The organism is Exiguobacterium sp. s131, assembly GCF_018617345.1.
Classification (GTDB): Bacteria; Bacillota; Bacilli; order Exiguobacteriales; family Exiguobacteriaceae; genus Exiguobacterium; species Exiguobacterium profundum.
The window spans coordinates 631,736-655,718 of the sequence record NZ_JACSJX010000001.1 but is presented as its reverse complement, the minus strand read 5'-3'; the positions used below and the strand labels follow the sequence as shown (position 1 = coordinate 655,718).

The following is a 23,983-nucleotide window of genomic DNA, read 5'->3' as shown; positions in this document are numbered from 1 at the left end:
TATTGATTATAACGAATGCAGAAAAGAAGTGGATCTCACACATCAAACAGGAGCAGAAAACTCTCTTTTGATTTGTTCGATATCAATCATTGTCTTTTCATGAACATACTGAACGAGCGCATCATACTGTTCGACCGTATTCAATTTTTTGAACTTCTCCACATCCCCTTCAAAGCCCGCGAAATAATCACTTTGATACTCTGGATTGTTAAAGAGTCTTAAAAATTCCATATAGTCCTTGATGGTCATTTGACTCACGATGAGAGAGAGAATGGATTCCCACTCTTTGATTCGCCCCTCATGAATTTGTTTTTTGATGACGATGTCTTGTGCTTGTTCCATTTTGATTTGTTGAATGCATTGCTCCACTTCTAATCTATATTGGAACAACTCATCTCGATTTCGAGTGTCTAGCGTAGGTGTCACTTCGGTTAAATAGTACTGATACCGTTGCTTTCGCGGATGCTTGTTCTTGACTTTTTTAGGGCTTTGCTCCGAGTCATCAGGGTTCTTCGGTCGTTTCTTTAAATTGATTGATCCTAAAGCCCCCATGATTTCTTTGTTATGTTTTAATGCAAGTTTGCCTACTGTCGGACCATATTTTTTGACGCCATTCACAATCAATTCCGTCGATTTTTTAGACATGTGAACTCCTCCTTTGGTATGTATAATTACTTGACGATTTTCAAAAAACAACTCATAGTTTCTATTCAACAAAAAGATGATCAATCCCTTGATTCCCATCAAAAACCTAATAACCGGTGTCCGCTCCCCAAAAGAAAAGGATTAATGAGCAGGTACTCAATAATCCTTCACCAGATCACTTCTTCTCTTGTTGTTTCTGCAAATATGCTTCACGAAGCTGGTTCAATCGTTCTTTCTTGTTCGAGACAGTCGGCTTTTTGCCGTCTTGGTACTTCGCCGCAGCTACTTTGCTTCTCTTATCTAATTGATATTTTCCCATGTGTTTCACCTTCCTTTCTTCATGGCTTCAATCAAAAGCAAAGACCCTCTAATCTCAATGAAATTAGAAGGTCTTCATGAAAATCATTGATCACAGTCGTTACAGACTGCTTCAAAATGGAGACGGCGGGAGTCGAACCCGCGTCCGAAGGCATCGTAACGTATGCTTCTACGTGTGTAGTTTATCTATTGAATCTCGATGTGACACTGCCGATAAACAGGCGTTGTCGCATCCAGTCTGTTTCATCTCTTCTTCGCGCCCTCAGACGGCGAGGTTGAAGCGTAGCTTGCTTAGTTTGAGACCCTGAAAGTCATCCACACAAGCGATGGATGTCAGGATCCGCAGGGCACTTAGGCTGCTGCGAGTTGTGTGTTAGTTTTGCCAGTTATAGGCGTTTGCGTTTTAACGAGGCCGACCCCTCGACACGCCACATACGACCGACCTACCCCCGTCGAATCCATAACGTCCCCGGGGTGGTAATTGGTACTCTATTTAATATACCACAATTAGGATCCGTTGTCAGTATTTTTGCCGATCGCGCATCGCACGGTCGACGTCACGCTTCGCGTCTTTCTTCTTCAAGTCCTCTCGTTTGTCGTACTTCTTCTTCCCTTTTCCGACGCCGAGCAGGCACTTGGCGAACCCGTTTTTGATATACACTTTGAGCGGGATAATCGTGTAGCCGTCACGCCCTGATGCTCCGATGAGCTGATTGATCTGTTTCTTATGCAACAATAGCTTTCGGACGCGGAGTGGATCGTGGTTGAAGCGGTTCCCCTGTTCGAACGGGCTGATATGACAGTTGTGAAGCGTCGCCTCGCCCCCATCGAACCGGACGTACGCATCCGCGATGTTGATCTTCGATTGACGGACCGATTTGATTTCCGTCCCTGTGAGCACCATGCCCGCCTCAATCGTATCTTCGATCGCGTAATCGAAGGACGCCTTGCGGTTTTGGGCGAGTGCGTTCGAATCTTTCTTCTTGGCCATACACATTCAGTCCTTTATCTACAAGATACGGAGGAAGGGACGAACCCTTCCCCGTCAGCGACGTTTCTTCGCACCTCGTTTGGCGTCGCCTTTTCGTTTGTGCTTGTCTTTCTTCTTCAGGTCGAGTGCCGAACGACCTTGGGAAGACTTCTCCCCGTCTCGTTTCGGTTTCTCACCTGGTTTGCCCGGCTTGCCAGGTCTTCCTGGTTTGCCGCGCTTCTTCTTGTCGTCCCGACCGCGACCGCCACGACGGTCTTTCTCGTCCTTCTTCGGACGACCGCCTTTCGCTTTGATCGTCGTCGGTTGGCGACGGCTTGACGGTTCCCGTTTCGGCATGCCGACGACCGTGAAGTCGATCGTCCGCTCGTCTAAGTTGACGGCGTCGACTTTGACACGGACGGCGTCCCCGATGCGGAATTGACGTTTCGTCCGCTCGCCGAGCAACATGAGCTGTGATTCGTCGAAGTGGTAGTAGTCATCCATCGACTGGAGACGGACTAGCCCTTCGATCGTATTCGGAAGTTCGATGAACATCCCGAAGTTCGTGACGCCGGCGACGACACCATCGAACTCTTCACCAAGATGGGCTTCCATGTATTCGGCTTTCTTGAGCGCCTGTGTCTCGCGCTCTGCGTCGACCGAGCGACGTTCCCGTTTCGATGCCTGTTCGGCGATCGCCCCGAGACGGTCCTCGTACTTCGCGATCGTCTTCTCCGACAAATCGTTGTTGAAGACGTACGTGCGCATGAGACGGTGGACGATCAAGTCCGGATAACGACGAATCGGTGACGTGAAGTGCGTATAGAAGTCCGTCGCGAGTCCGAAGTGACCGAGCGAGACGTCGTCATATTTCGCCTGTTGCATCGAACGAAGCATGATCGTGCTGATGACCGGCTCTTCCGGTTCCCCGTCGATCGCCTTCAAAATCTTTTGAAGCGTCTTCGGTTCGACCGTCTGCCCTTTGATGCGTTCAATATGCACGCCAAAGTTTGCGACAAAGTCGAAGAAGAAGTCGAGCTTGTCCGGTTTCGGATTGTCGTGGACACGATAGATGAACGGCACGTCCATCTTGTGGAAGTGTTCCGCAACCGTCTCGTTGGCCGCGAGCATGAACTCCTCGATCAACTTCTCGGCGACCGAACGTGGACGAAGCACGATATCTGCCGGCTTCCCTTCCTCGTTGACGACAACCTTCGCCTCGGCGAAATCGAAGTTGATGGCACCGCGCGAGTTACGACGTTTCCGAAGCACTTCCGCGAGCTCGGCCATGAGGTCGAACTCACCGATGAACGGTTCGTACTTTTTCAACGTCTCTTCGTCATCACGTTCGATGATCTCACGGACGTTCGTATACGTCATCCGCTCCGTCGTCTTGATGACACTCGGGAACAGATCATGGCGAACGACTTTCCCGTTTTGCGGAGAAATCTCCATTACGCAGCTGAGCGTCAAGCGGTTGACGTGCGGGTTGAGGGAACAGATCCCGTTCGAGAGTCGGTGCGGCAACATCGGAATGACGCGGTCGACGAGATACACACTCGTCCCGCGCTCGAGCGCCTCAACGTCTAGTGGTGAGCCCTCTTTCACGTAATGCGAGACGTCGGCGATATGAACACCGAGCTCGTAGTTCCCGTTATCGAGTTTCTTGACGTGGACGGCATCGTCCAAGTCTTTCGCATCTTCGCCGTCAATCGTGAAGATCGTCTCGTCACGAAGGTCGACGCGACCGATGAAGTCTTTCTCGTCCGCTTCGTCCGGTACCGCGTTCGCCTGAGCGATCACGTCCTCTGGGAACTCCGTCGGGATGCCGTGTTTATAGACGATCGACAAGATGTCGACGCCAGGGTCGTTCTTATGCCCGATGATGCGGACGACGTCACAGGCACCGGCGAAGCGTCCGTCCGGATACTTCGTGATGCGCACGACGACTTTATGTCCGTCGACGGCACCGAGTGATTTGTCCGGGTTGACGACCGGCCAGAAGTTGATGCGTTTGTCATCCGGCTCGATAAAGGCGAACTGGTCGAGTCGACCGCTCGGGAGCGTATACGTCCCGACGAACTCGGAGAGTCCGCGCTTCAATACTTTCAATAAAATCCCTTCCGTCTTGCCACGGTTGTCCTCGCGTTTTTTGACGAGGATCGTATCGCCATGGTAGACGTCCTTCAGTTGGTCGGGCGGCAAGAACACGTCTTCCGCTTCCCCTTCGACCGACAAGAAGCCGAAGCCGCGCTGATGAATCGAGATGATTCCCGCGACTTGTCCGAGCGTGGCGAGCGTCCCGTAACGGTTCGTCCGCGTCCGGCCGATGGCGCCCTCTTCCTCGAGGGCATTCAATGTGCGAATGAGCTCTTTAAAGTCATCCGTCGACGCGAGCTGTAATCGCTCGGTCAGTTGATCGACAGAGAGCGGTTTCTCGCTCGCCTGTAAGATCTCTAGTAATTGGTCACGTAAATTCAACGTGACACCTCCTTCTTAGACTGACCAGTCTAACGTTTCGAGAAAATCGAGCACGTCCTGGTGCAGTTTCTCTTTTTCTTTGTCGAGTGTGATCACGTGTCCCGAGTTCTCGTAGATGAGCAACTCTTTTTGGAACGTGTTGACCGCCTCGTAAATTTGATTCGCCGATTCCGGGTCGATCATGTTGTCTTTGGCGCCTTGGACGACGAGTGTCGGGACGAAGATGTCCTCGAGCTTCGACGCCGTGTCGCGGACGAAGGCACGGAGGTCTTTCAATGTTGGCATCGGTTTGAACTCTGCCATCTCCTGCTCAATCTGTTCCGGCGACTTTTCTTCTCTACCCTTATATTCTCGGGCATATGCCTGGACTCCTTTATACAAGCGGTCCTCGGCATCGATTCCCGTCGGTGCGCACATTGGGATGACCGCCTTGACGTCTTTCTCCTCGGCGAGACGGAGCGACATCACGCCACCTAACGAGAGTCCGCAGACGACAATCTCCTCATGACCTTTGTCGACGAGCGTCTGGTAAGCGTCCAAGACGTCTTCCCACCAGTCTTTCGGTCCATATTGGAGTAATTCTTCCGGTGGGACGGCATGACCACGATAGATCGGTCCCATACATGTGTATCCTTCTTTTTGAAGGAAGCGACCGAGCATGCGGACATCCGCGCTCGATCCAGTGAAGCCATGTAACATCAACACGGCACGTTTTCCGCCCTCGAAGAAGAACGGTTTTGGTGCTGTCACTTTCATTTTATCTGTCATCTCCTTGTATCTACATTATTCCCAAAAAATAAATCGAAAAAACAAAAGCTGACCGCCTCACGTGAAAATCGAGAACGATCAGCCTTATCATCATAATGATGCGACTAGTAATCCTAAAATGAAAAACAAAGTGCCTAGTACAGCTGCAGTTCGGTTCAAAACAGCATCGAAGCCGCGTGCTTTCTGGCGTCCGAACAACTGCTCCGCGCCACCTGCAATCGCTCCAAGACCTTGCGACCGACCTGACATGAGCAGTACGACGACAATCAATAAGACAGCCACGACAAGTAGGCTGATTGTAGCGATCGTTTGCATAGTAGTCAGTTCCTCCTTCTATTTACACGCCTTTTATTATATAGAAGTTATCAATAAAACACCAGCATTCAAATTATCGGGACGGGTAGCTGAATCCTTCCCCAATGACTTCCTTCACCTGGTGGATGACGACGAAGGCACGGTCGTCCGTCACTTGGACGATTTTTTTGAGTGGTGCGATCTGACGTTTGTCGACGATCATATACAACATGTTCTTATCCTGCTTCGTATAGTAACCGTGTCCATGGATAATCGTCGCCGAGCGTCCGAGCGTCTCCGTTAAGACGACGGCGAGCTCTTCTTGCTTATCGCTGATGATCGTGACGGCTTTACGGATGTTGAGACCTTCCGCGACGAGGTCGATGACCCATGAACCGATGATGATCGCGATGAGCGTATAGAGAACGACTTGTTCCCCTAAGAAGAAGCCAGATGTCGCGACGACGATCGCATCGATGATGAACATCGAGACGGCGACACTCAAGTGGAGATAGCGCTCCATGAGTCGGGCGATGATGACACCCCCGCCGGTCGTCCCGCCGACACGGAGCACCATGCCGATCCCGACCCCGATCATGATTCCGGCATAGACGGCCGCAAGCAGTTTGTCCTCGGCAGGGCTGCCCCAGTCATGTGTCAGACTGAGGAAGAATGACGTCGCGATGACGGCGATGACCGAATAGACCATTGTCCGACGGTCGAGCAGCTTATAGCCGACGATAAAGAGAATCCCGTTCCCGATGATCGACGTGAGCCCGAGGTCCCAGCCGAAGACGTAGTACAGGATGATCGTGACCCCGAGCAGGCCACCTTCCGAGAAGTCGTTCGGTACGGTAAAGTAGTTGACCCCGAACGAGAGAATGAAAGAGCCTGCGATAATCCAGGCGATGTCCTTCACCGAGATGGTTTGTAGCTTGCGCCATACTTGTTGGCGCAACAGATGTTGTTGTTGACGTTTCATAAATGTCCTCCCTCCATAGAAAAAAGACCGCGGCAAAAGCCGCAGTCTTAAGATTGTACTGGCTTTGGCGCACCGTCTTTCATAATCGGCAACTTGCGCTCCGCGGCGTTCGCGTAGACGTTCAAGAGTGCCTCTTTTTCCAAATCCCAGTTATATTTCTCACGCGCGGTCTTCGTGTTCTCTTTGACACGCGCATAGAGTGCTTGGTCTTCAATCATCCGGTTGACGCCGTCCGCGATCGATTGTGGATCGTGCGAATCGACGAGCACCCCGACATCGTTCCCCGCAACGACCCGTTCGATTTCAGGGAAGTCACATGAGACGACCGGTACTTCGGCCATCAAATACTCGAACAATTTATTCGATGAGGCCGAGTAGTGGTTGAAGCAGACGTTGTTCAATACTTGGAAGCCTAAATAGGCGTTCATCGTATAGTAAGGTAACGCTTCGACCGGTACTTTGTCAATCATCTTGACGCGGTCGCCGACCCCTTCCGTCTCGATCAACTGTTGAATCGTCGGTTTAAGCTTCCCGTCCCCGATCATGACGAGCGTGCCTTCTTTGAAGTCTTTCGCCGCGAGCACGAGCTGTTCGAGACCGCGTCCGGCTTGAATGCCCCCTTGATACAAGAGGATCTTCTCGTCTTTCGGTAAGTCGAGAAGCGCATGCAAGTCCTTACGGAGCGAGAAGTCGAGCGGACGGTAGAACGGATAGTTGTGGAGCACGTACGGATAGAACCCGTACAACTCTTCGTTGTGCGCTGCACGCGTATGGTTCTCGACCATCATCGTATCGACGAACGGCAAGAGCCAGCCCTCGAGGTTACTTTGAATATAGCCGTAACCCGTACGGTCCGTCTGTACCTCGTGCGAGTCGTAGACGATCCGACCTTTGTTGAACACTTTTCCAGCGAGGAGTGCCTGCGGGAGCGTGTTCAAATCGTTCGCATGGTAAAAGTCATACGATTTTTTCGTCGAAGCGAACACCATCTCGAGCATCGCACTCGCGTTGACGATTTGCTTACGCACTTGCGGCAACAAGACCGTCCCGATAGCCGCTCCGAGCGCGAGCATCGTGAACGGCGCAAGTAAGAACAACCCGGCACCGACGAGTCCGGCCCCGATTTGGCGGGTCCGTTTCTCGCTCACCCATTGATACGTCTTCTTCGCGAACTTGAGCGCGTTGACGAGAATCGAAGGTTGACGCTTCACGCGGATGACGCGGAAGCCTTCCGGACGCATCTCTTCTTTTGGAAGCTCTTTATTTTTCGGATCTTGAAGCGCGATCAAATCGACTTCATAGCCTGCCTCGGCGAGTGCCGAGCACTCACGAAGGACGCGCGCATCATTCGTAAAATGGTTCCATACAAACATACATACTGACTTCATCGTGGTTCCTCCATCACTAACTGTTGTACGACTTGATCTAACACGTCGATATTCTCTTCCCAACATAAATTCTCTTTGACGTAACGAATCCCATTCGCCCCGAGTGCCTCCCGAAGGTCCGGGCGGTCGAGGAGCTTCCGCAGGATCCGCTCGATCTCATCGATGTCACGCTTCCGTGACACGTAGCCGACTTCCGCCGCTTCAATGACATTCGCCGCATGGCCTGACACTGCTGCGACAATCGGTTTGCCGACTGCCATATAGTCGATGAGTTTCCCAGGGATGACCGTATCGAACACTTCTTGCTCGATCAGGCTGACGAATGCAACGTCAGCATTTTTAATCGCCTGAAACGCCTCTGTCCGTGGCATCGCCTCGAGGAACAAGAAGTTTTGGAAGCCACGGTCTTTGATCGTCTGCTTCAATTCTTCTTTCCGATAGCCGTAGCCGATCAATTTGAAGTGGATCCGTGGCTCGTCTCGGAATCGCTCGGCGAGTTCGAGTAACAACGACACATCCTGGGCAAGGCCCATGTTCCCGGCGTATAAGATCTCCATCCGGTCGTCCGGTGGGATCGTCCGCTCGAGTGTTCGCTCCGCTTCCCGGATCGAGTTCGGCATGTAGTGAATCTTCTCGTTCGGCACACCACGCTGACGAAGATAGCTGCGGAATCCTTCCGAGTTGATGATCACTTCATCGGCGACGCGGTACAGCCGTTTCTCCATCCAAAACGCTGGCGTGAGCACCCAATCGTACTTGAAGACGCCGACCCCTTTCACCGATTCTGGCCAGAGATCACGGACGTCCAAGATGAACGGGACGCGATACTTTCGTTTCGCATAAGCACCGACAAACGCCATAAAAAAAGAAGGGGTCGTCGCAAAGACGACGTCTGGCTTCAATTCGAGCTTACGGACTTCCCGGATTCCTTTGACCATCTGTTCGAGGAACAGGAAAAGGCGACTGACCATGTTGGACGTATGCTTCCGTTTCTTCGTGATGAGTCGCTTGATGAACGGTTGGTCGTTCAACTCCCGGTCGTTCCAGAAGCGGTCGTCCTGATACATATCAAAGCTCGGATACGAAGGGGCGGCCGTGATGACCTCGACTTCATACCCGCGCTGCTTCATCAAATGCGTAATGTTTTGCATCCGGTTGCCGGCACTGCCGATCTCCGGATAATAGTTTTGACACACCATAAGCATTGTTTTCAAAAATAACACACCTTACTGTTGATCAAGTTCGTCCACGAGCCGTTTCAATAGGGCATGGACGTCATCTTTTAAATCAGGATCGCTAAGCGCGTGGCAAATCGTCGTCTCGACGAACCCGATTGGCTCTCCGACGTCGTAACGTCGACCGTCAAATTCGTAGGCGAAGACCGTCTGCGCCTCATTGAAGCGTGCGATCGCATCCGTCAATTGAATCTCGCCCCCGGCTCCCGCCTCTTGTCCCGCCAACGCCTCAAAGACGTCCGGTTTCAAGATATAGCGACCGAGGATGGCGAAGTTCGACGGGGCCTCATCGATGGGCGGTTTCTCCACGAACGTCCGCACCGGGATGAGCTTCCCTTCGACGGCAAGCGGGTCAATTATACCATATCGGTTCGTCATTTCATACGGGACACGCTGCACCCCGATGATCGAACGATCGTGGGCCTCATATTGGTCGATCAACTGCTTCGTCGCCGGCACATCGGATTCGATGATATCGTCCCCGAGCAAGACGGCGAATGGCTCGTCTCCGATAAACTTCCGGGCGCACCAAATCGCATGACCGAGACCTTTTGGCTCCTGTTGGCGTATGTAGTGAATGTTCGCCAAATTCGAGGAATGTCGGACCGATTCGAGCAAGCGCGTCTTCCCTTTCGATTCGAGGTTCTGTTCCAGTTCGAGCGCACGGTCGAAATGGTCTTCAATCGCCCGTTTGTTCTTCCCCGTGACGATGATGATGTCCTCGATGCCTGAAGCGACGGCTTCCTCGACGATGAACTGGATCGTCGGCTTGTTGACAATCGGCAACATTTCTTTTGGCATGGCTTTCGTGGCAGGAAGGAAGCGGGTGCCGAGACCGGCGGCTGGGATGATGGCTTTACGTACTCGTGTCATAAGCATGGGCTCCTTTACTCGTTATGTAGAGAGTATACCCAAATTTTGTGCAAACTGACACAAATCAGAGGTCATGACAATGTTGTCATGACCAATCGTCATTCCGGTGCGATTTGAGATAGTACCATATGCCGAATCCAATGAGCAATACCAAGAAAAGAAATCCGAGCATCATCACGAAAATCGCCTCCCCATTCATGCTTCATTTTCTATATTCCCGCTTCAGATTGTTTCAGAACCACTTCTGTCCATGCGTTCGAATAAACCGAAGTTCCTCTTGGTAATGATTGTAATGTCCTTCGTCAATCATCTTTTGGAAGGCGACGTCTCCTTCCGCAGCTTTTCGTTTCATCAACAGACAGAGCGCTTCGATGCGTCGTTGCAACATGTCAAACAAGTCGACCTCCGCTTGCTCCCAACCATAGGCATCAAGAAACAACGATACCCGCTTGTTATAGATTGCATCGTCTCGATTGGCATCATAATAGACGACTTCCCCTGTTTCAGCTTGATGGCGACGACTGAGCGGAACGAACGTATAAAGCGCGTAGACGATATCCCAAGCCCGCGGTCCCGGTGCAGCCAAGTCGAAATCGATGATTCCTGCCACTTTTCCTTCATGAAAAATTGTATTGTAGACAGCGAAGTCGTTATGGCAGATGACCTCTAACGGTTGTGGTGTGTTGTCAATCGGTGACCAATCTGACGACCACTCAAAATCTGTCGACGCATCATGTATACGTCTCATTAGTCGTGCAACATCCTGAATCGCCTCATCGGACCACATGTAAGACTTCAAGGGATAGTCTGCGGTTTCTCCTTCCAAGTAAGTTAACATTTCTCTTCCTCGATCATCGATTCTAATAAAACGCGGCACTCCGGAAAGTTGCTTTGCCTCCAAGTGACGTAACCATCGATGAATACGCTCGCTGCCTTCCTTTTGAGTGCGATAGACGTAATTCCCCTTTTTATAGACAGTTGACACGTTCCCACCGCTCAACCTTTTTTCTTGTTCATTCGATTGATCCATCCAATCTCCCCCTACCCTTTATCAGTCACGTTCAGTATACAGCAACACAGGGTGTCGACGACGAAAAGGTCCGACAAATAGCGATCGTAGCCGTCCAAGCGGCACCGTGACTCTTGCAGGAAAGCAATCTCGCGGAGACCCCGCAAGCGCATAAGCGCGAGGAGGCTCCGTGGATTGCCTGCAGAAAGCATCGGTGCCGCAAGACGGGTTGACGACCGATCAGTTTTCCCACCGTCGATTAAACGGTTATTCCACACAAAAAAACAGGCCCGCCGATTGGCGAGCCTGAAACAATCAATCAATTATTTTTTAAGGTTGTAGAACGACTTGATACCGTCGTATTTCGCTACATCGCCGAGCATGTCTTCGATGCGGAGAAGTTGGTTGTATTTCGCGATACGGTCTGTACGTGAAAGTGAACCAGTTTTGATTTGTCCAGCGTTTGTCGCAACAGCGATGTCTGCGATTGTCGCGTCTTCTGTTTCACCAGAACGGTGTGAGACGACTGCTGTGTAACCAGCTTTTTTAGCCATTTCGATCGCGTCGAATGTTTCTGTGAGCGTACCGATTTGGTTAACTTTAATGAGGATCGAGTTTGCGATTCCTTTTTCGATACCTTCAGCAAGTTTCGATGTGTTCGTTACGAAGAGGTCATCCCCAACGAGTTGAACTTTGTGTCCGATTTTGTCTGTGAGAAGCTTGTGGCCATCCCAGTCGTTTTCGTCACAACCATCTTCGATTGAGAGGATTGGGTACTTGTCAACGAGCTCAGCGTAGAAGTCTACAAGCTCAGCAGTTGTGAGTGACTTGCCTTCGCCAGCGAGTTCGTATTTACCAGTTGATTTGTCGTAGAACTCAGAAGATGCAACGTCCATTGCGAGGTAGACGTCTTCACCTGGTTTGTAACCAGCTTTTTCGATCGCTTCAAGGATAACTGTGATCGCTTCTTCGTTAGACTTCAAGTTTGGTGCGAAACCACCTTCGTCACCGACAGCTGTGTTAAGACCCATACCAGAAAGAACTGATTTGAGGGCGTGGAATACTTCAGCACCCATGCGGAGCGCTTCACGGAACGTTGGCGCGCCGACAGGCATGATCATGAACTCTTGGAAGTCCACGTTGTTGTCCGCGTGCGAACCACCGTTGATGATGTTCATCATTGGTGTTGGAAGTGTCTTCGCGTTGAATCCGCCGAGGTATGTGTAAAGTGGGAGACCGAGCTCATCTGCTGCTGCGTGAGCGGCTGCCATTGACACACCGAGGATTGCGTTTGCACCAAGTTTTGCTTTGTTTGGCGTACCGTCGAGTTCGATCATTTTCGCATCGATTGCGTTTTGGTCGAATACATCGTAGCCGATGAGTTCTGGTGCAATCGTGTCGTTCACGTTCGCAACTGCTTTCAAGACACCTTTACCGAGGTAACGTGACTTGTCGCCATCGCGAAGCTCAACAGCTTCGTGCTCACCTGTTGATGCGCCTGATGGGACGAGGGCACGGCCGAAACCGCCGTCTTCTGTGAAGACTTCTACTTCTACTGATGGGTTACCGCGTGAATCTAAAATCTCGCGTGCGTAAATTTCTGTAATCATTGACATGAAAAATCGCTCCTTTTCGTTTGAAAAATAGTTGTATTATTTTGTAACGATTGACGAACCAGTCATTTCAGCTGGTTGCTCTCCACCGAGAAGGTGAAGAAGCGTTGGGGCGAGGTCGCAAAGTGCGCCGTCGAGAACTGGTTTCAGTTCGACTCCCTCTTTTGTGACGATACATGGAACAGGTTCCGTCGTGTGCGCCGTCATCGGTGAGCCATCCGGGTTCGTGACGATGTCCGCGTTCCCGTGGTCCGCTGTGATGATGGCCGCGCCACCTTTAGCAAGTAATGCGTCCACTACTTTACCGAGGCATTCGTCGACCGCTTCGATTGCTTTCTTCGTCGGCTCAAGCTTCCCTGAGTGACCAACCATATCCGGGTTTGCGAAGTTGATGATGTATGCATCATACTCATCTGACTCGATACGCTCGAGCAAACCGTCTGTGAGCTCATATGCGCTCATTTCTGGTTGCAAGTCGTACGTCGCGACTTTCGGTGAAGGGACAAGGAGACGATCCTCACCTTCAAATGGTTGTTCTTTTTGTCCGTTCAAGAAGAACGTGACGTGTGGGTATTTCTCTGTTTCTGCAGCACGGAGTTGTTTGTACCCTTGTGCAGAGAGCGTTTCCCCGAGTGTGTTTTTCAAATCTTCCGGTGGGAAGACGATATCCGTGTCGACCTCATCCGAGAACTTCGTCATCGAGACGAGCAAGATGTTCTCTGGATGTTTGCTTGAGAGTTCGAAGCCTTTGAAGCCGACTTTCTCTTTGAACACTTTTGCGAGTTGGATCGCCCGGTCCGGACGGAAGTTGAAGAACATGATGGCATCATTGTCCTGGATTGTCGCGACCGGCTTTCCATCTTTTTCGATGACAGTTGGTAACACAAACTCATCCGTCAAATCGTTCTCGTAAGACTTCTTGAGAACTTCGACTGGGTCCGTGCCAACTTCGCCTTTACCGTTTACGAGGACGTCGTATACTTTCTCGACGCGTTCCCAACGGTTGTCGCGGTCCATGGCATAGTAGCGACCAGACACGCTAGCGACTTGACCGACACCGAGTTCAGCAAGCTTTTCTTCTGTTTCTTTGAGGAAACCAGCTCCTGATTTCGGATCACAGTCACGGCCGTCCGTGAACGCGTGAATGTACACTTTTTCGATGCCGTGGAGTTTTGCGAACTCAACGATGGCAAACATGTGATTGATGTGCGAGTGAATCCCGCCATCTGATACGAGACCCATGATATGGAGGCTCGAATCATGTTTCTTCACATGACCTGCCAAATGGTTCATCGCCTGACGGTCGAATAACGAACGGTCTTTGATTGCGTTGTTCACGCGTGAGAGTGACTGATAGACGACTCGGCCGGCACCGATGTTCAAGTGACCGACTTCCGAGTTCCCCATCTGTCCTTCCGGAAGACCGACGTACTCGCCTTTTGCGTTTAAGAGCGTATGTGGATACTGCTCCCAGTAGCGATCGAAGTTCGGTTTGTTCGCAGCCATGACTGCGTTTCCGAACGATTCGTCACGCATCCCGAAACCATCTAAAATGATGAGTGCGACTGGTCTAGCCATTTAAATCGCCTCCAACAATTTGAGGAACGAAGCGGCTTCAAGTGAAGCACCGCCGACGAGTGCGCCGTCGATATCTTCCTGTGCCATATACTCTTTAATGTTCTCTGGTTTTACAGATCCACCGTACTGGATGCGTACTGCAGCCGCTACGTCTTCACCGTAAAGACCTTTCACCACGTCGCGAACGTATTTACAAGAGCTTTGTGCGTCTGCTTCGTCCGCTGATTTCCCTGTACCGATTGCCCAAACTGGCTCATACGCGATGACGAGTTGTTTGACTTGGTCAGCAGAAAGGTCAGCGAGGCCGCCTTCGACTTGTGTTTTGATGACTTCTTCGAACTTGTCGCCTTCGCGCTCCTCGAGTGTTTCACCGACACAAACGATTGGCGTAAGACCGTGTTCGAACGCTTTTTTCGTTTTGCTGTTGATAAACGCATCCGACTCACCGAAGTACTCGCGACGTTCTGAGTGACCGAGGATGACGTAAGTCACGCCGAGGTCAGCGACCATCACTGGGCTGATTTCGCCAGTGTAAGCACCGCTATCTTTGTCGTACATGTTTTGTGCACCGAGCTTCAAGTTTGACCCTTTAGCTGCTTCTACCATCGGTGCGAGGAAAAGTGCTGGAGCACCAATCGCTGCATCTACTTTGTCAGTAGATGGGATGTTGTTTTTCACTTCCTCAACGAAAGCAACAGCTTCCGAGAGTGTTTTGTTCATTTTCCAGTTACCTGCAATAATCGGTTTACGCATCGATAACCCTCCTCTAAATTACTTGTCGTTCAACGCCTCGACACCTGGAAGTTTTTTGCCTTCCATGAATTCGAGTGACGCGCCGCCACCAGTTGAGATGTGACTCATCTTGTCAGCAAGACCAAACTTGGCTGCCGCAGCTGCTGAGTCGCCACCACCGATGATTGAGTATGCATCGCTGTCCGCAAGCGCTTGAGCGACACCTTTCGTTCCGTTTGCGTATTTATCGAGTTCGAATACGCCCATCGGTCCGTTCCATACGACAAGTTTCGATTCGCGAATCGCGTCCGCGTAAAGTTCGACTGTCTTCGGTCCGATATCGAGACCCATGTGATCCGCTGGGATCGAATCGATATCGACTGGGCCGACATACGTTTCTTCGCCAAATTCTTTCGTGATGACGCAGTCGACAGGCATCAAGAATTTCACGCCTTTGTCTTCTGCTTTCTTCATGAATTGACGAGCGAGGTCAAGCTTATCCTCTTCAAGGAGTGACGTTCCGACTTCGTGTCCGAGTGCTTTCGAGAACGTGTACGAGAGTCCGCCACCGATGATGAGTGTGTCAACGATGTCAAGAAGGTGGTCGATGACCCCAATCTTATCCGCTACTTTCGACCCGCCGATAATCGCCGTGAACGGACGGTCTGGGTTTGAAAGAGCTTTACCGAGAACTTCAAGTTCTTTTTCCATCAAGAGACCAGCAACGGCTGTGTCCACGTGGTGCGCAATCCCTTCAGTTGAAGCGTGTGCACGGTGAGCCGCGCCGAATGCGTCGTTGACGTATACGTCAGCAAGTGCTGCGAATCCTTTTGCAAGTTCAGGGTCGTTTTTCGTTTCACCTGGGTAGAAACGAACGTTCTCTAAAACGACGACATCGCCTTCAGAGAGGTTAGCGACCGCTTCTTCTGCGACCGGACCGTATGCTTCTTCGACGAGCGGTACATCTTTTCCGAGGAGTTCAGCGAGACGCTTCGCTACTGGAGCAAGTGAGAACTCAGGGTTCTTCTCGCCTTTTGGACGGCCGAGGTGGCTCGCAAGGACGAGTTTCGCACCACCGTCAAGCAAGTGCTTGATCGTTGGAAGTGCGGCTTGGATCCGAGTTTCGTCTTGGATGACGCCATCTTTGAGTGGAACGTTGAAGTCAACGCGGCAAAAGACGCGTTTCCCTTTTACATCGATGTCACGAATAGACTGTTTGTTCATAACTTTCGCCTCCATATGTCGTGCGTGTCATTTCATAAATAGAGCGGAGAACAATCTCTTGTTTCCGCTCCTATTTGATTCTATTTAGTTCACGAAATTACTTCGCGATGTTAGCGAAGTGCTTAACTGTGCGAACCAATTGTGCAGTGTAAGACATTTCGTTGTCGTACCAAGAAACTGTTTTAACGAGTTGCTTGTCGCCAACTGTCATGACTTTTGTTTGAGTCGCGTCGAAGAGTGAACCGTATGTGATTCCAACGATGTCAGAAGAAACGATTTCGTCTTCAGTGTAACCGAATGACTCGTTCGCTGCTGCTTTCATTGCTGCGTTTACTTCGTCAACAGATACTTGCTTGTCGAGTACAGTTACGAGCTCAGTGAGTGAACCTGTAGCAACTGGTACACGTTGTGCAGCACCGTCAAGTTTTCCTTGAAGTTCAGGGATTACGAGACCGATTGCTTTCGCAGCACCTGTTGTGTTAGGAACAATGTTCGCTGCAGCTGCACGCGCACGACGGAAGTCACCTTTCGGGTGTGGAGCGTCAAGCGTGTTTTGGTCGCCAGTGTAAGCGTGGATTGTCGTCATGAGACCTTCAACGATTCCGAACTGGTCTTGAAGTACTTTAGCCATTGGCGCCAAGCAGTTTGTTGTACAAGAAGCACCTGAGATAACTGTTTCAGTACCATCGAGGATGTCGTGGTTTGTGTTGTAAACAACAGTCTTCATGTCACCTGTAGCAGGAGCCGAGATCACAACTTTCTTCGCGCCAGCTTTCAAGTGAAGCTCAGCTTTTTCTTTTGAAGTGAAGAATCCAGTACATTCGAGAACGATGTCTACACCGAGGTCTCCCCATGGAAGTTCTTCAGGGTTACGGTTAGCAAGCGTGATAACTTTCTCTCCGTTTACGAGGAAGTGATCGTCGTGTACTTCAACTTCTCCGTCGAAACGACCTTGAGTCGTGTCATACTTGAGAAGGTGCGCAAGCATCTTCGTGTCTGTCAAGTCGTTGATTGCAACAACTTCGATTCCTTCGTTTTTGATGATCTCGCGGAATGCTAAACGACCGATACGTCCAAATCCGTTAATACCAACTTTTACTGCCATGTTAATTTCCTCCTTAGGGTAGAAGCTATTTATTGAAGAGCCAACGGGGGGTCAACTCTTTAATAACAAGTTAATAATTCTTTCGCCGCACCTTCGTCTGTGACGAGGATGATGTTCGACGTGTGTTTCGCATAAGCGGCGATCGCCTGTGCCTTCGATTTCCCTCCGGCAACCGCGATGACGGTATCCATGTCATCTAGCTCTTCGAGTTGGATCCCGACCGTCTTGACGCGATGGACGATTTCACCTTCAGCATTGAAATAATATCCGAATGCCTCGGCGACGGCGTCATGCCGTTCAATCATCCGCAAATGCTCCGGTGATGCGTGACGGCGCTTTGCCATCGTTTCTGCCTCACCAATTCCATGTACCACAATTCGCGCCGCTCTAATCATTTCCAGCACATTTTTGATGCTAGGTTCCTCCACCATCCGGTCGAATGTTTCTTGTGATACTTCATCCGGAATATGTAGAAGATGATAGTCTGCGTGGGCCCGGTCCGCCATGCGTGAACAGACAGTGTTCGCCTGAAGTTCAAGCGTCTCTCCAAGACCTCCACGTGCGGGCACGAAATGCATCGGGCGTTCTTTTTTATCGGGCGACATCATCGCCGCGACCGATGCCATCGTCGTTCCTCCCGTTACCGCAATCACATTATCATCCGGTGCGAGCCGCGCTTTTAGTTGCGTGACCGCCGCCCGTCCGATATCGCGTTGAACCCAGAATGTCTCATCCGAGTCACCCGGTACGATGACGACTTGGCGAACCCCTAATTTCTCTTCGAGCTCTCTTGCCACTTCTGAGATTCCGAGAAGTTCTCCCATGATCTCGTGCAAGTCTCGTAAGACGTTTCGTCCCGTCTCACTGAGGGAAATTCCTTGAGTAGCGACGTAAAGAAGACCTTGATCTTTCAAAAAGTCGACTTCTCGTCTAAGTACCCGTTCGGTCAGTCCCAAGCTCGTTGCGAGTGTCCTGCGGCCAATCGGCTGCATCAAGCGGACATAATGTAAGATATCGTAACGATGTCGGAGCGTATCGAGCAGGTCAGGGACAATTTGCTTCTGAACGTGAATCAGTTGCTGGATCATGCTCATACCCCCTCGACTTTCAGTGTGGACAACTTTTGTCCCACTTTTTTATTTGCGTCCCACCGCTACGAGTTCATCTTATCAATCACTTTTCCGTCTGGCAACCCCTTCAAACGTTTTTTTTCGATGTAAGCGTATACTTAACAAAATCTTCAACTTTGTTGTCATCATATCGCCCTTGACTGATGACCACACCTTCATGTATGAGAACGGGGATTTCAAAGAGGTACTTTGCCTCGAGCACCTCATCCCCGGTGATGTCGACCTGTTCGAGTTCGATCGGGTAATCTTCCTGTAACCATTCGAGCATGACGACCGCCTCGTCACATAGTGAGCAATTGTCACGTTTATATAATGTTAATTTCATTTTCGTCATCCCTTCCATACCTGTCGCTCGCGCTCGCGCGAATTACCGAATCCAAGCTCTTCCCGATAGTTCGTCACCGTCCGCCGGGTCACTTGATAACCGTATCGAATCAATTCATTCGCAAGCGCCTGATCACTTTGTGGTGCCTTCTCTCGTTGAATCAGTTCTGCGAGTGTCCGTTTAATCATAAATGGTGAATGCCCGCGACTTGTAGACCGAACAAAAAAGTGTCGCCATTCCATGATGCCACTCTCGGTCTTGGCGAACTTCCCTTGGATGGCTCGTCCGACCGTCGATTCATGTTTTCCGATGAGCTGCGCGACCGTACGTCGGGTCAACGGATTAAGGACAAGTTCCCCTTTGAGCCACTCGGTCTGACGTGCTTCAATGATTGACCAAATCTCACGCAGCGTTTCGTTCCGCATCGAAAGGGACGTCATCCACCATTTCGCCTCACGGTCATTTCCGACACGCGACTCGTCGAGTTCCGGACTGAGCCACGTCGTGACGAGTGTCCCCTCTTCATAGCGTACCTCGACTTCCGGAAACACGTGACCCGTTTCTTCATATAATAGAGGACGTTTCGGAAGTGTCGCGACGATTCGTTCCAGTCTTGCCAATTCCTCCTCTGAAATAGCAAGAGCAGTCGTCATCTGTTGAGGACTCACCCCACTCTCAATCGCTTCGAATACATCGACGATGCGAGGGTCCTCATGTTCGATCGCATGTCGATATTGACACTCCCGTTCTGTTCTCGCCCCGATCCCCGTCGGTTCAAGAAATAAAAGCGCCTGCCTCGCCTGTTCGATTCGAGTGACGTCGACACCGAGTCGTGTCGCCAACACCTCATTCGCATCCGGCAATAATCCCCGATGGTCGAGCAAGAGGACGAGTTGTCGTCGCAACACTTTCTCATCCTCACTGCCGCTACCCTCATGAATCTGTGTGAACAGCTTCTCCTCAAACGAGCTCGCCGCATCTGCAATCCAATCGACGTCCCCGCTCCCGATGTGAATGTTCGGGTTATGCCGTGCAAGACGCGCCAACCGGAATACGAGCGCGAGACGATCCGCTTCAAGGACCGGTAACCGCTGCACGAGGTCTTGCGTCATCTGTTGTTGCTGAATTTGTTTTTGCTCCTGCCGTTGCATCGTTCTCCCCCCCTCTTTTCTATTGTAGCGAACCCGCTTCCGTCGCGCTCAAAAAAGCTATGCGAACAGGATTGCTTTTTTAATAAAACAAATGTATAATAAATTCGTGTCACAGATATGCACCCGTAGCTCAGGGGATAGAGCACTGGTTTCCGGTGCCAGGTGTCGGGAGTTCGAATCTCTCCGGGTGTATCAGATGTAGAGGTCAGGCAGATTGCCTGGCCTCTTTTTCGTTTCACAACGAGAAAATCGTGGAATAGGTGAAAAACGATGACTATCGTTTGACCATCATTGACTATACAGGTATGATGAAATTACAACCTACATAAAGGAGGCAGATTCAATGTTAATTCCAACAGTTATCGAACAGACAGGCCGTGGGGAGCGCGCGTACGACATCTACTCACGCTTGCTCAAAGACCGTATCATCCTTCTCGGAAGTGCGATTGACGACAACGTCGCGAACTCCATCGTCGCACAGCTCCTCTTCCTCGCAGCTGAGGACCCAGAAAAGGACATCTCACTCTACATCAACAGCCCAGGTGGTTCGATCACAGCGGGTATGGCGATTTATGACACGATGAACTTCATCAAGCCGAACGTGTCGACGATTTGTATCGGAATGGCCGCATCGATGGGTGCCTTCTTGCTCCAAGCCGGTGAAAAAGGAAAACGCTTCGCATTACCGAACGCAGAAATCATGATTCACCAACCGCTCGGCGGCACACAAGGCCAAGCGTCAGACATCAAGATTCACGCAGAACGCATCATCAAGATGCGCGAGAAGTTGAACCAAATCATGGCAGAAAACACTGGACAGCCTCTTGAAGTCATCGAGCGCGATACAGAGCGTGACTACTTCATGGCAGCTGACCAAGCGAAAGACTACGGTCTCATCGACAAAGTCATGACACGTTAATCACACAAAAGACGTTTCCCGTTTGAGCGGGAAACGTCTTTTTCATTCAATCGGCATCCAAATCTCAATGATGTCGTCCGCTCCCCCTTGCCCGTGAATATAGCGCTCGAAGTCGACCGCGTCTCGTAGCGTCACGTCTGGAACGTTTACTAGCTGCTCATACGTCGACGGAATCATCGGGATGCCTCCCTCCACCGTCGCGACGATATAGTTCCCTTCCGTCAGTTCGACACGACGCGCATCTTCTCCCGACACCGGGTTCGTCATGCCCGCGACATAACCGTTCTCCTGCGGGAGACAGACTCCGTACGACTCGTCCGTCGTCAGTTCCGGTTGAAGCTTGGCCCACATATGCGGAATCTCCTCTAACGTACCACCATATCCATAGACGGAAATGGCTTCATTCAATGTCTCATATCTAATCTTCATGTCGTTCCCTCCTGCTTGCATCAATCGAATCTGCCTCTCGATTCGATGAAGTCGTTCGATTTCTACTTGAACTTCATCCAATCGTGTTTCTAACAATGTATCAACCGGTAGACCCGATTGAATTTGTTCGAGACGAAGTCCGATTTGACGTAATCGTTTGATTTCGCTCAACCGTCGAATCTCTTCCATCCCGTACATTCGATACTGATTCTCGGTCCGCGTCGGGCGGACCAATCCGCGCGCTTCATAAAATTTGATCGCCTTGACCGACAATCCGGTCACATGCGCGACTCTTCCGATTGGTATCACCGTTTCCCCACCTCCTACTTTCACTGTACAGCCATCCCTTAGAGGCAGGTCAACCATTAGTTTTCAGGAACCCGGACACCGAAGACGTATCGGCTATCTCCTTGCGACCACTCTCCGCCGACTTCATAGAGATAGATGCCCGGCTTGTCCGGAACGACGAGTTCAGAAGGAACGAGTTCCCCATCCTCGATTCGATTGAAACTCGACGTCATCGGTTCTGCATGATAGACGACATCGATTCGGTCGCCCGGTTTGACGGTGATCAGTTGAAGGTCGTCCGCTTCTGGTAGTCCGTAATCGGCGCACGTCGCTTGATTGCCGGATTCCCAACAGTACGTCGATTGTTCCACTTCCGCAGACACCGAGCCGACACGAACCGTCGGGAGCGGCGGTTTGACACCGTCCTCTCCATCTCCAAATAAGGTCATGGCGAAATAAACGATACCCGCCCCTACAAGTATAAATAGTAAGATCATCCACACACTCCGATTTCGTTTCACGGTCTCATCCCCTTTCTTCACTAGTTCCCTGTCACGAGATAAAATCCCTACTCCAACAAAAAAAGACCCACGTTCGTGAGTCTTGTGCGTCATTTCGGGCGACGCAGTCCTTTCATCATATAACCGCCTTTGAAGTCGATCGGGTCAAATGCGACGAGGAACGCTTTCGGTTCATGTTTCTCGACGAGTTCACGCAATTCTTTCATCCGGGTGCGGGCCGCCAATACGTCAAGACGGTAACGGACCCCGTCACGTCCTTGCCCTTGATAATGCGTAACTCCATATCCGTTGTCACGCATCTGTTGGATGAGTTCCGCTGGATATTCTTTCGTATGGACTTGAATCATGTTGTAACCGATGGCGAGTTTTCGTTCGACGAAACCGCCAAGTAAGATCCCGAGCCCGAAGCCGACCGCATACACGATCATACCGACCGTCGTCAGATCCTGGAACACGATGCCGAGCGCAAAAATATAGATTAGCGTTTCTAACGTTCCGAATAGACCGGCGATGACGGTCTTCCCTTTCACGAGCATGATCGTCCGGAGCGTTAACACCGGAACGTAGATTAGTTGTAGCAGTAGGATGAGTAAGATTTGACCCATTTGATCGACCTCCGTTCCAATTCATTATCACCACTATTCCAAATTTCTGAAAGAGATGCAACTAAAAAAGGCTGACCGCAGTCAACCTTTTACTTAGTTATCTAGATTCTTTACGCTCGTGAGCAACTCGTAGTCTTTACGAATGACTTCGTAGATTGCGTTCTTGTCCCCGTTCAACAACTCTTCTGCACGAAGCTGGTTCAAGAAGAGGCTTGTGGCAAACGTGACGAGTGCACTTTTCGGAATCCCGATTTCTTTGGCACGCTCTGTGATGACCTGGTCGAGCTTAGCGTCGATCGTGAGCGATAATCTTTTCTTTTCATTCGACATAATGATGAAGCTCCTTTAATTCGCTATTCATAAAACCTATACACAATTGCTTATTATATAGGAAGAATGGTTTTGGTGCAACCGCATCACGAGGATGCGATTTCGTCCCCGCTACGTACGCGCTCGGCAATCTGGTCAATTTTACGAAGTCTATGGTTGATTCCTGACTTCGAAATCGGACCGGACTCGAGCATTTCCCCGAGTTCCTGTAACGAAACGTCCTGGTGTGTGACACGCAGTTCAGCAATCTCCCGCAATTTTTTCGGTAAGACGTCGAGCCCGACCGTCCGCTCCAAGAACTTGATGTTCTCGACTTGACGCAATGCTGCACCGACCGTCTTGTTCAAGTTGGCCGTCTCACAGTTGACGAGACGGTTGACGGAGTTCCGCATATCTTTGATGATTCGTGCGTCTTCAAACTCCAACATACCTCGGGTCGCCCCGATCAGCTTGAGGAAATCTGAAATTTTCTCGCTCTCTTTCATGTACAAGATATGCCCTTTTTTCCGTTCGAGCGTCTTCGCGTTCAACTCGAATCGGTTCGCCAAATCACGTAGCGCCTGGTTATGGTTTTCGTACAAGCTATAGATTTCGAGGTGGTACGACGACGTTTTCGGATGGTTGATCGACCCGCCGGCGAGGAACGCACCACGTAAGTAAGCGCGTGCTAAGTTCTCGTCCCCCGTCATATCCGAGTTCAGTGTCCGGATCATCTCGTAATTCTCTCCGAGGATCTCAAGGTCCCGAAGCATCGTCTCCGCATGCTGTGACACGCGGACGATGTAGACGTTGTTCTTTTTCAAACGCATTTTCTTCCGTACGAACAAGTCTAACGGATGGTCGTAAAGACGTTTCATCAACGAGTAAATCCGACGGGCGATCGAGGCGTTCTCCGTCGAGACATCTAAGGTCATGCCTCGTCCTAGGGCGAGCGAGATGACCCCGTTCATCCGAACGAGTGCCGACAGTTCCGCCTTCGCTTCCGCGTCAGTCACTTCAAGTTGTGTCAATTCTTTCTTCACATCTGATGCAAAGCTCATCGAGTCCCCCTCCTTTCTGTCTTTCCAACA

The 23,983-nt window shown here is 50.7% G+C and carries 25 protein-coding genes, 1 tRNA gene and 1 other RNA gene; 2 read left to right on the top strand and 25 right to left on the bottom strand.

The window, feature by feature from the left end:
• Positions 1–42 precede the first annotated feature (42 nt).
• The 20 genes from KNO69_RS03465 to KNO69_RS03370 form a co-directional block, all read right to left on the bottom strand.
• Positions 43–645 carry a hypothetical protein gene (locus KNO69_RS03465; protein WP_078147297.1) on the bottom strand — a complete coding sequence of 201 codons (603 nt, stop codon included), beginning with the start codon at positions 643–645 and terminating at the stop codon, positions 43–45.
• 175 nt (positions 646–820) lie between these two features.
• Positions 821–964, bottom strand: coding sequence for a hypothetical protein (locus KNO69_RS03460; protein ID WP_047795092.1), 144 nt, complete (start codon positions 962–964; stop codon positions 821–823).
• A 114-nt stretch (positions 965–1,078) separates the two neighbouring features.
• Positions 1,079–1,434: a transfer-messenger RNA gene (gene ssrA / locus KNO69_RS03455) on the bottom strand.
• 49 nt (positions 1,435–1,483) lie between these two features.
• Complete coding sequence (smpB, locus tag KNO69_RS03450) at positions 1,484–1,954, bottom strand: SsrA-binding protein SmpB (protein WP_012726899.1); 471 nt, start codon at positions 1,952–1,954, stop codon at positions 1,484–1,486.
• A 54-nt stretch (positions 1,955–2,008) separates the two neighbouring features.
• Positions 2,009–4,414 carry a ribonuclease R gene (gene rnr / locus KNO69_RS03445; RefSeq protein WP_214683878.1) on the bottom strand — a complete coding sequence of 802 codons (2,406 nt, stop codon included), beginning with the start codon at positions 4,412–4,414 and terminating at the stop codon, positions 2,009–2,011.
• 15 nt (positions 4,415–4,429) lie between these two features.
• Positions 4,430–5,170 (bottom strand): alpha/beta hydrolase, encoded by a 741-nt coding sequence (locus tag KNO69_RS03440; RefSeq protein WP_031422876.1) that lies wholly within the window; start codon positions 5,168–5,170, stop codon positions 4,430–4,432.
• A gap of 102 nt (positions 5,171–5,272) precedes the next feature.
• The gene (secG, locus tag KNO69_RS03435) at positions 5,273–5,497 is read right to left on the bottom strand and encodes a preprotein translocase subunit SecG (RefSeq protein ID WP_012726902.1); all 225 of its coding nucleotides are present in this window, start codon (positions 5,495–5,497) and stop codon (positions 5,273–5,275) included.
• Positions 5,498–5,570: 73 nt separating this feature from the next.
• Positions 5,571–6,458, bottom strand: a complete 888-nt coding sequence (locus tag KNO69_RS03430; protein WP_012726903.1) for a YitT family protein — start codon at positions 6,456–6,458, stop codon at positions 5,571–5,573.
• 47 nt (positions 6,459–6,505) lie between these two features.
• Positions 6,506–7,846, bottom strand: a complete 1,341-nt coding sequence (locus tag KNO69_RS03425; protein ID WP_047795089.1) for a glycosyltransferase — start codon at positions 7,844–7,846, stop codon at positions 6,506–6,508.
• Positions 7,843–9,051 (bottom strand): glycosyltransferase family 4 protein, encoded by a 1,209-nt coding sequence (locus KNO69_RS03420; protein WP_251124913.1) that lies wholly within the window; start codon positions 9,049–9,051, stop codon positions 7,843–7,845. The genes KNO69_RS03425 and KNO69_RS03420 overlap by 4 nt, the downstream gene beginning before the upstream one ends.
• A 21-nt stretch (positions 9,052–9,072) precedes the next feature.
• Complete coding sequence (gene galU / locus KNO69_RS03415; RefSeq protein ID WP_214816110.1) at positions 9,073–9,954, bottom strand: UTP--glucose-1-phosphate uridylyltransferase GalU; 882 nt, start codon at positions 9,952–9,954, stop codon at positions 9,073–9,075.
• Between the two features lie 232 nt (positions 9,955–10,186).
• Positions 10,187–10,984 carry a phosphotransferase enzyme family protein gene (locus KNO69_RS03410; protein ID WP_214816107.1) on the bottom strand — a complete coding sequence of 266 codons (798 nt, stop codon included), beginning with the start codon at positions 10,982–10,984 and terminating at the stop codon, positions 10,187–10,189.
• A gap of 302 nt (positions 10,985–11,286) precedes the next feature.
• Positions 11,287–12,579, bottom strand: coding sequence for a phosphopyruvate hydratase (gene eno, locus KNO69_RS03405; RefSeq protein WP_012726908.1), 1,293 nt, complete (start codon positions 12,577–12,579; stop codon positions 11,287–11,289).
• A 36-nt stretch (positions 12,580–12,615) separates the two neighbouring features.
• The gene (gpmI, locus tag KNO69_RS03400; RefSeq protein WP_012726909.1) at positions 12,616–14,154 is read right to left on the bottom strand and encodes a 2,3-bisphosphoglycerate-independent phosphoglycerate mutase; all 1,539 of its coding nucleotides are present in this window, start codon (positions 14,152–14,154) and stop codon (positions 12,616–12,618) included.
• Complete coding sequence (tpiA, locus tag KNO69_RS03395) at positions 14,155–14,907, bottom strand: triose-phosphate isomerase (RefSeq protein ID WP_078147302.1); 753 nt, start codon at positions 14,905–14,907, stop codon at positions 14,155–14,157.
• Between the two features lie 18 nt (positions 14,908–14,925).
• On the bottom strand, positions 14,926–16,110 hold the full coding sequence (locus KNO69_RS03390; RefSeq protein WP_074036297.1) for a phosphoglycerate kinase: 1,185 nt from the start codon (positions 16,108–16,110) through the stop codon (positions 14,926–14,928).
• Positions 16,111–16,207: 97 nt separating this feature from the next.
• The gene (gene gap, locus KNO69_RS03385) at positions 16,208–17,215 is read right to left on the bottom strand and encodes a type I glyceraldehyde-3-phosphate dehydrogenase (protein ID WP_012726912.1); all 1,008 of its coding nucleotides are present in this window, start codon (positions 17,213–17,215) and stop codon (positions 16,208–16,210) included.
• Positions 17,216–17,274: 59 nt separating this feature from the next.
• Positions 17,275–18,303 carry a sugar-binding transcriptional regulator gene (locus KNO69_RS03380; protein ID WP_012726913.1) on the bottom strand — a complete coding sequence of 343 codons (1,029 nt, stop codon included), beginning with the start codon at positions 18,301–18,303 and terminating at the stop codon, positions 17,275–17,277.
• A 109-nt stretch (positions 18,304–18,412) separates the two neighbouring features.
• Positions 18,413–18,670 (bottom strand): glutaredoxin family protein, encoded by a 258-nt coding sequence (locus tag KNO69_RS03375; protein WP_047795086.1) that lies wholly within the window; start codon positions 18,668–18,670, stop codon positions 18,413–18,415.
• 5 nt (positions 18,671–18,675) lie between these two features.
• Positions 18,676–19,821 (bottom strand): RNA polymerase factor sigma-54, encoded by a 1,146-nt coding sequence (locus KNO69_RS03370; protein WP_214683876.1) that lies wholly within the window; start codon positions 19,819–19,821, stop codon positions 18,676–18,678.
• A 119-nt stretch (positions 19,822–19,940) separates the two neighbouring features.
• On the opposite strand from KNO69_RS03370, the gene KNO69_RS03365 reads away from it, so the two are divergent.
• Positions 19,941–20,013 (top strand) — tRNA-Arg (locus KNO69_RS03365).
• A 151-nt stretch (positions 20,014–20,164) separates the two neighbouring features.
• A complete protein-coding gene (gene clpP, locus KNO69_RS03360; protein ID WP_012726916.1) occupies positions 20,165–20,740 on the top strand; it encodes an ATP-dependent Clp endopeptidase proteolytic subunit ClpP in 576 nt (191 codons plus the stop codon).
• A gap of 42 nt (positions 20,741–20,782) precedes the next feature.
• On the opposite strand, the gene KNO69_RS03355 is transcribed toward clpP, so the two are convergent.
• From KNO69_RS03355 to whiA, 5 genes are all read right to left on the bottom strand, one after another.
• Positions 20,783–21,478 carry a MerR family transcriptional regulator gene (locus KNO69_RS03355; protein WP_168169853.1) on the bottom strand — a complete coding sequence of 232 codons (696 nt, stop codon included), beginning with the start codon at positions 21,476–21,478 and terminating at the stop codon, positions 20,783–20,785.
• 56 nt (positions 21,479–21,534) lie between these two features.
• A complete protein-coding gene (locus tag KNO69_RS03350) occupies positions 21,535–21,978 on the bottom strand; it encodes a hypothetical protein (protein ID WP_240499841.1) in 444 nt (147 codons plus the stop codon).
• Between the two features lie 89 nt (positions 21,979–22,067).
• Positions 22,068–22,583: a DUF2179 domain-containing protein gene (locus KNO69_RS03345; protein WP_012726919.1), complete on the bottom strand. Its 516-nt coding sequence runs from the start codon at positions 22,581–22,583 to the stop codon at positions 22,068–22,070.
• A gap of 93 nt (positions 22,584–22,676) precedes the next feature.
• On the bottom strand, positions 22,677–22,913 hold the full coding sequence (locus tag KNO69_RS03340) for a hypothetical protein (protein ID WP_012726920.1): 237 nt from the start codon (positions 22,911–22,913) through the stop codon (positions 22,677–22,679).
• 86 nt (positions 22,914–22,999) lie between these two features.
• Positions 23,000–23,953 carry a DNA-binding protein WhiA gene (gene whiA / locus KNO69_RS03335; protein WP_012726921.1) on the bottom strand — a complete coding sequence of 318 codons (954 nt, stop codon included), beginning with the start codon at positions 23,951–23,953 and terminating at the stop codon, positions 23,000–23,002.
• Positions 23,954–23,983 lie beyond the last annotated feature (30 nt).

Bases quoted from the DNA above. Each gene is read 5' to 3' on its own strand.
- galU (WP_214816110.1), bottom strand. From the start codon at position 9,954: ATGACACGAGTACGTAAAGCCATCATCCCAGCCGCCGGTCTCGGCACC.
- clpP (WP_012726916.1), top strand. From the start codon at position 20,165: ATGTTAATTCCAACAGTTATCGAACAGACAGGCCGTGGGGAGCGCGCG.
- KNO69_RS03465 (WP_078147297.1), bottom strand. From the start codon at position 645: ATGTCTAAAAAATCGACGGAATTGATTGTGAATGGCGTCAAAAAATAT.
- KNO69_RS03340 (WP_012726920.1), bottom strand. From the start codon at position 22,913: ATGTCGAATGAAAAGAAAAGATTATCGCTCACGATCGACGCTAAGCTC.
- KNO69_RS03370 (WP_214683876.1), bottom strand. From the start codon at position 19,821: ATGCAACGGCAGGAGCAAAAACAAATTCAGCAACAACAGATGACGCAA.
- KNO69_RS03425 (WP_047795089.1), bottom strand. From the start codon at position 7,846: ATGAAGTCAGTATGTATGTTTGTATGGAACCATTTTACGAATGATGCG.
- KNO69_RS03460 (WP_047795092.1), bottom strand. From the start codon at position 964: ATGGGAAAATATCAATTAGATAAGAGAAGCAAAGTAGCTGCGGCGAAG.
- KNO69_RS03375 (WP_047795086.1), bottom strand. From the start codon at position 18,670: ATGAAATTAACATTATATAAACGTGACAATTGCTCACTATGTGACGAG.
- KNO69_RS03430 (WP_012726903.1), bottom strand. From the start codon at position 6,458: ATGAAACGTCAACAACAACATCTGTTGCGCCAACAAGTATGGCGCAAG.
- tpiA (WP_078147302.1), bottom strand. From the start codon at position 14,907: ATGCGTAAACCGATTATTGCAGGTAACTGGAAAATGAACAAAACACTC.
- gap (WP_012726912.1), bottom strand. From the start codon at position 17,215: ATGGCAGTAAAAGTTGGTATTAACGGATTTGGACGTATCGGTCGTTTA.
- KNO69_RS03345 (WP_012726919.1), bottom strand. From the start codon at position 22,583: ATGGGTCAAATCTTACTCATCCTACTGCTACAACTAATCTACGTTCCG.
- gpmI (WP_012726909.1), bottom strand. From the start codon at position 14,154: ATGGCTAGACCAGTCGCACTCATCATTTTAGATGGTTTCGGGATGCGT.
- eno (WP_012726908.1), bottom strand. From the start codon at position 12,579: ATGTCAATGATTACAGAAATTTACGCACGCGAGATTTTAGATTCACGC.
- KNO69_RS03440 (WP_031422876.1), bottom strand. From the start codon at position 5,170: ATGAAAGTGACAGCACCAAAACCGTTCTTCTTCGAGGGCGGAAAACGT.
- smpB (WP_012726899.1), bottom strand. From the start codon at position 1,954: ATGGCCAAGAAGAAAGATTCGAACGCACTCGCCCAAAACCGCAAGGCG.
- KNO69_RS03420 (WP_251124913.1), bottom strand. From the start codon at position 9,051: ATGCTTATGGTGTGTCAAAACTATTATCCGGAGATCGGCAGTGCCGGC.
- KNO69_RS03390 (WP_074036297.1), bottom strand. From the start codon at position 16,110: ATGAACAAACAGTCTATTCGTGACATCGATGTAAAAGGGAAACGCGTC.
- KNO69_RS03380 (WP_012726913.1), bottom strand. From the start codon at position 18,303: ATGATCCAGCAACTGATTCACGTTCAGAAGCAAATTGTCCCTGACCTG.
- secG (WP_012726902.1), bottom strand. From the start codon at position 5,497: ATGCAAACGATCGCTACAATCAGCCTACTTGTCGTGGCTGTCTTATTG.
- KNO69_RS03410 (WP_214816107.1), bottom strand. From the start codon at position 10,984: ATGGATCAATCGAATGAACAAGAAAAAAGGTTGAGCGGTGGGAACGTG.
- whiA (WP_012726921.1), bottom strand. From the start codon at position 23,953: ATGAGCTTTGCATCAGATGTGAAGAAAGAATTGACACAACTTGAAGTG.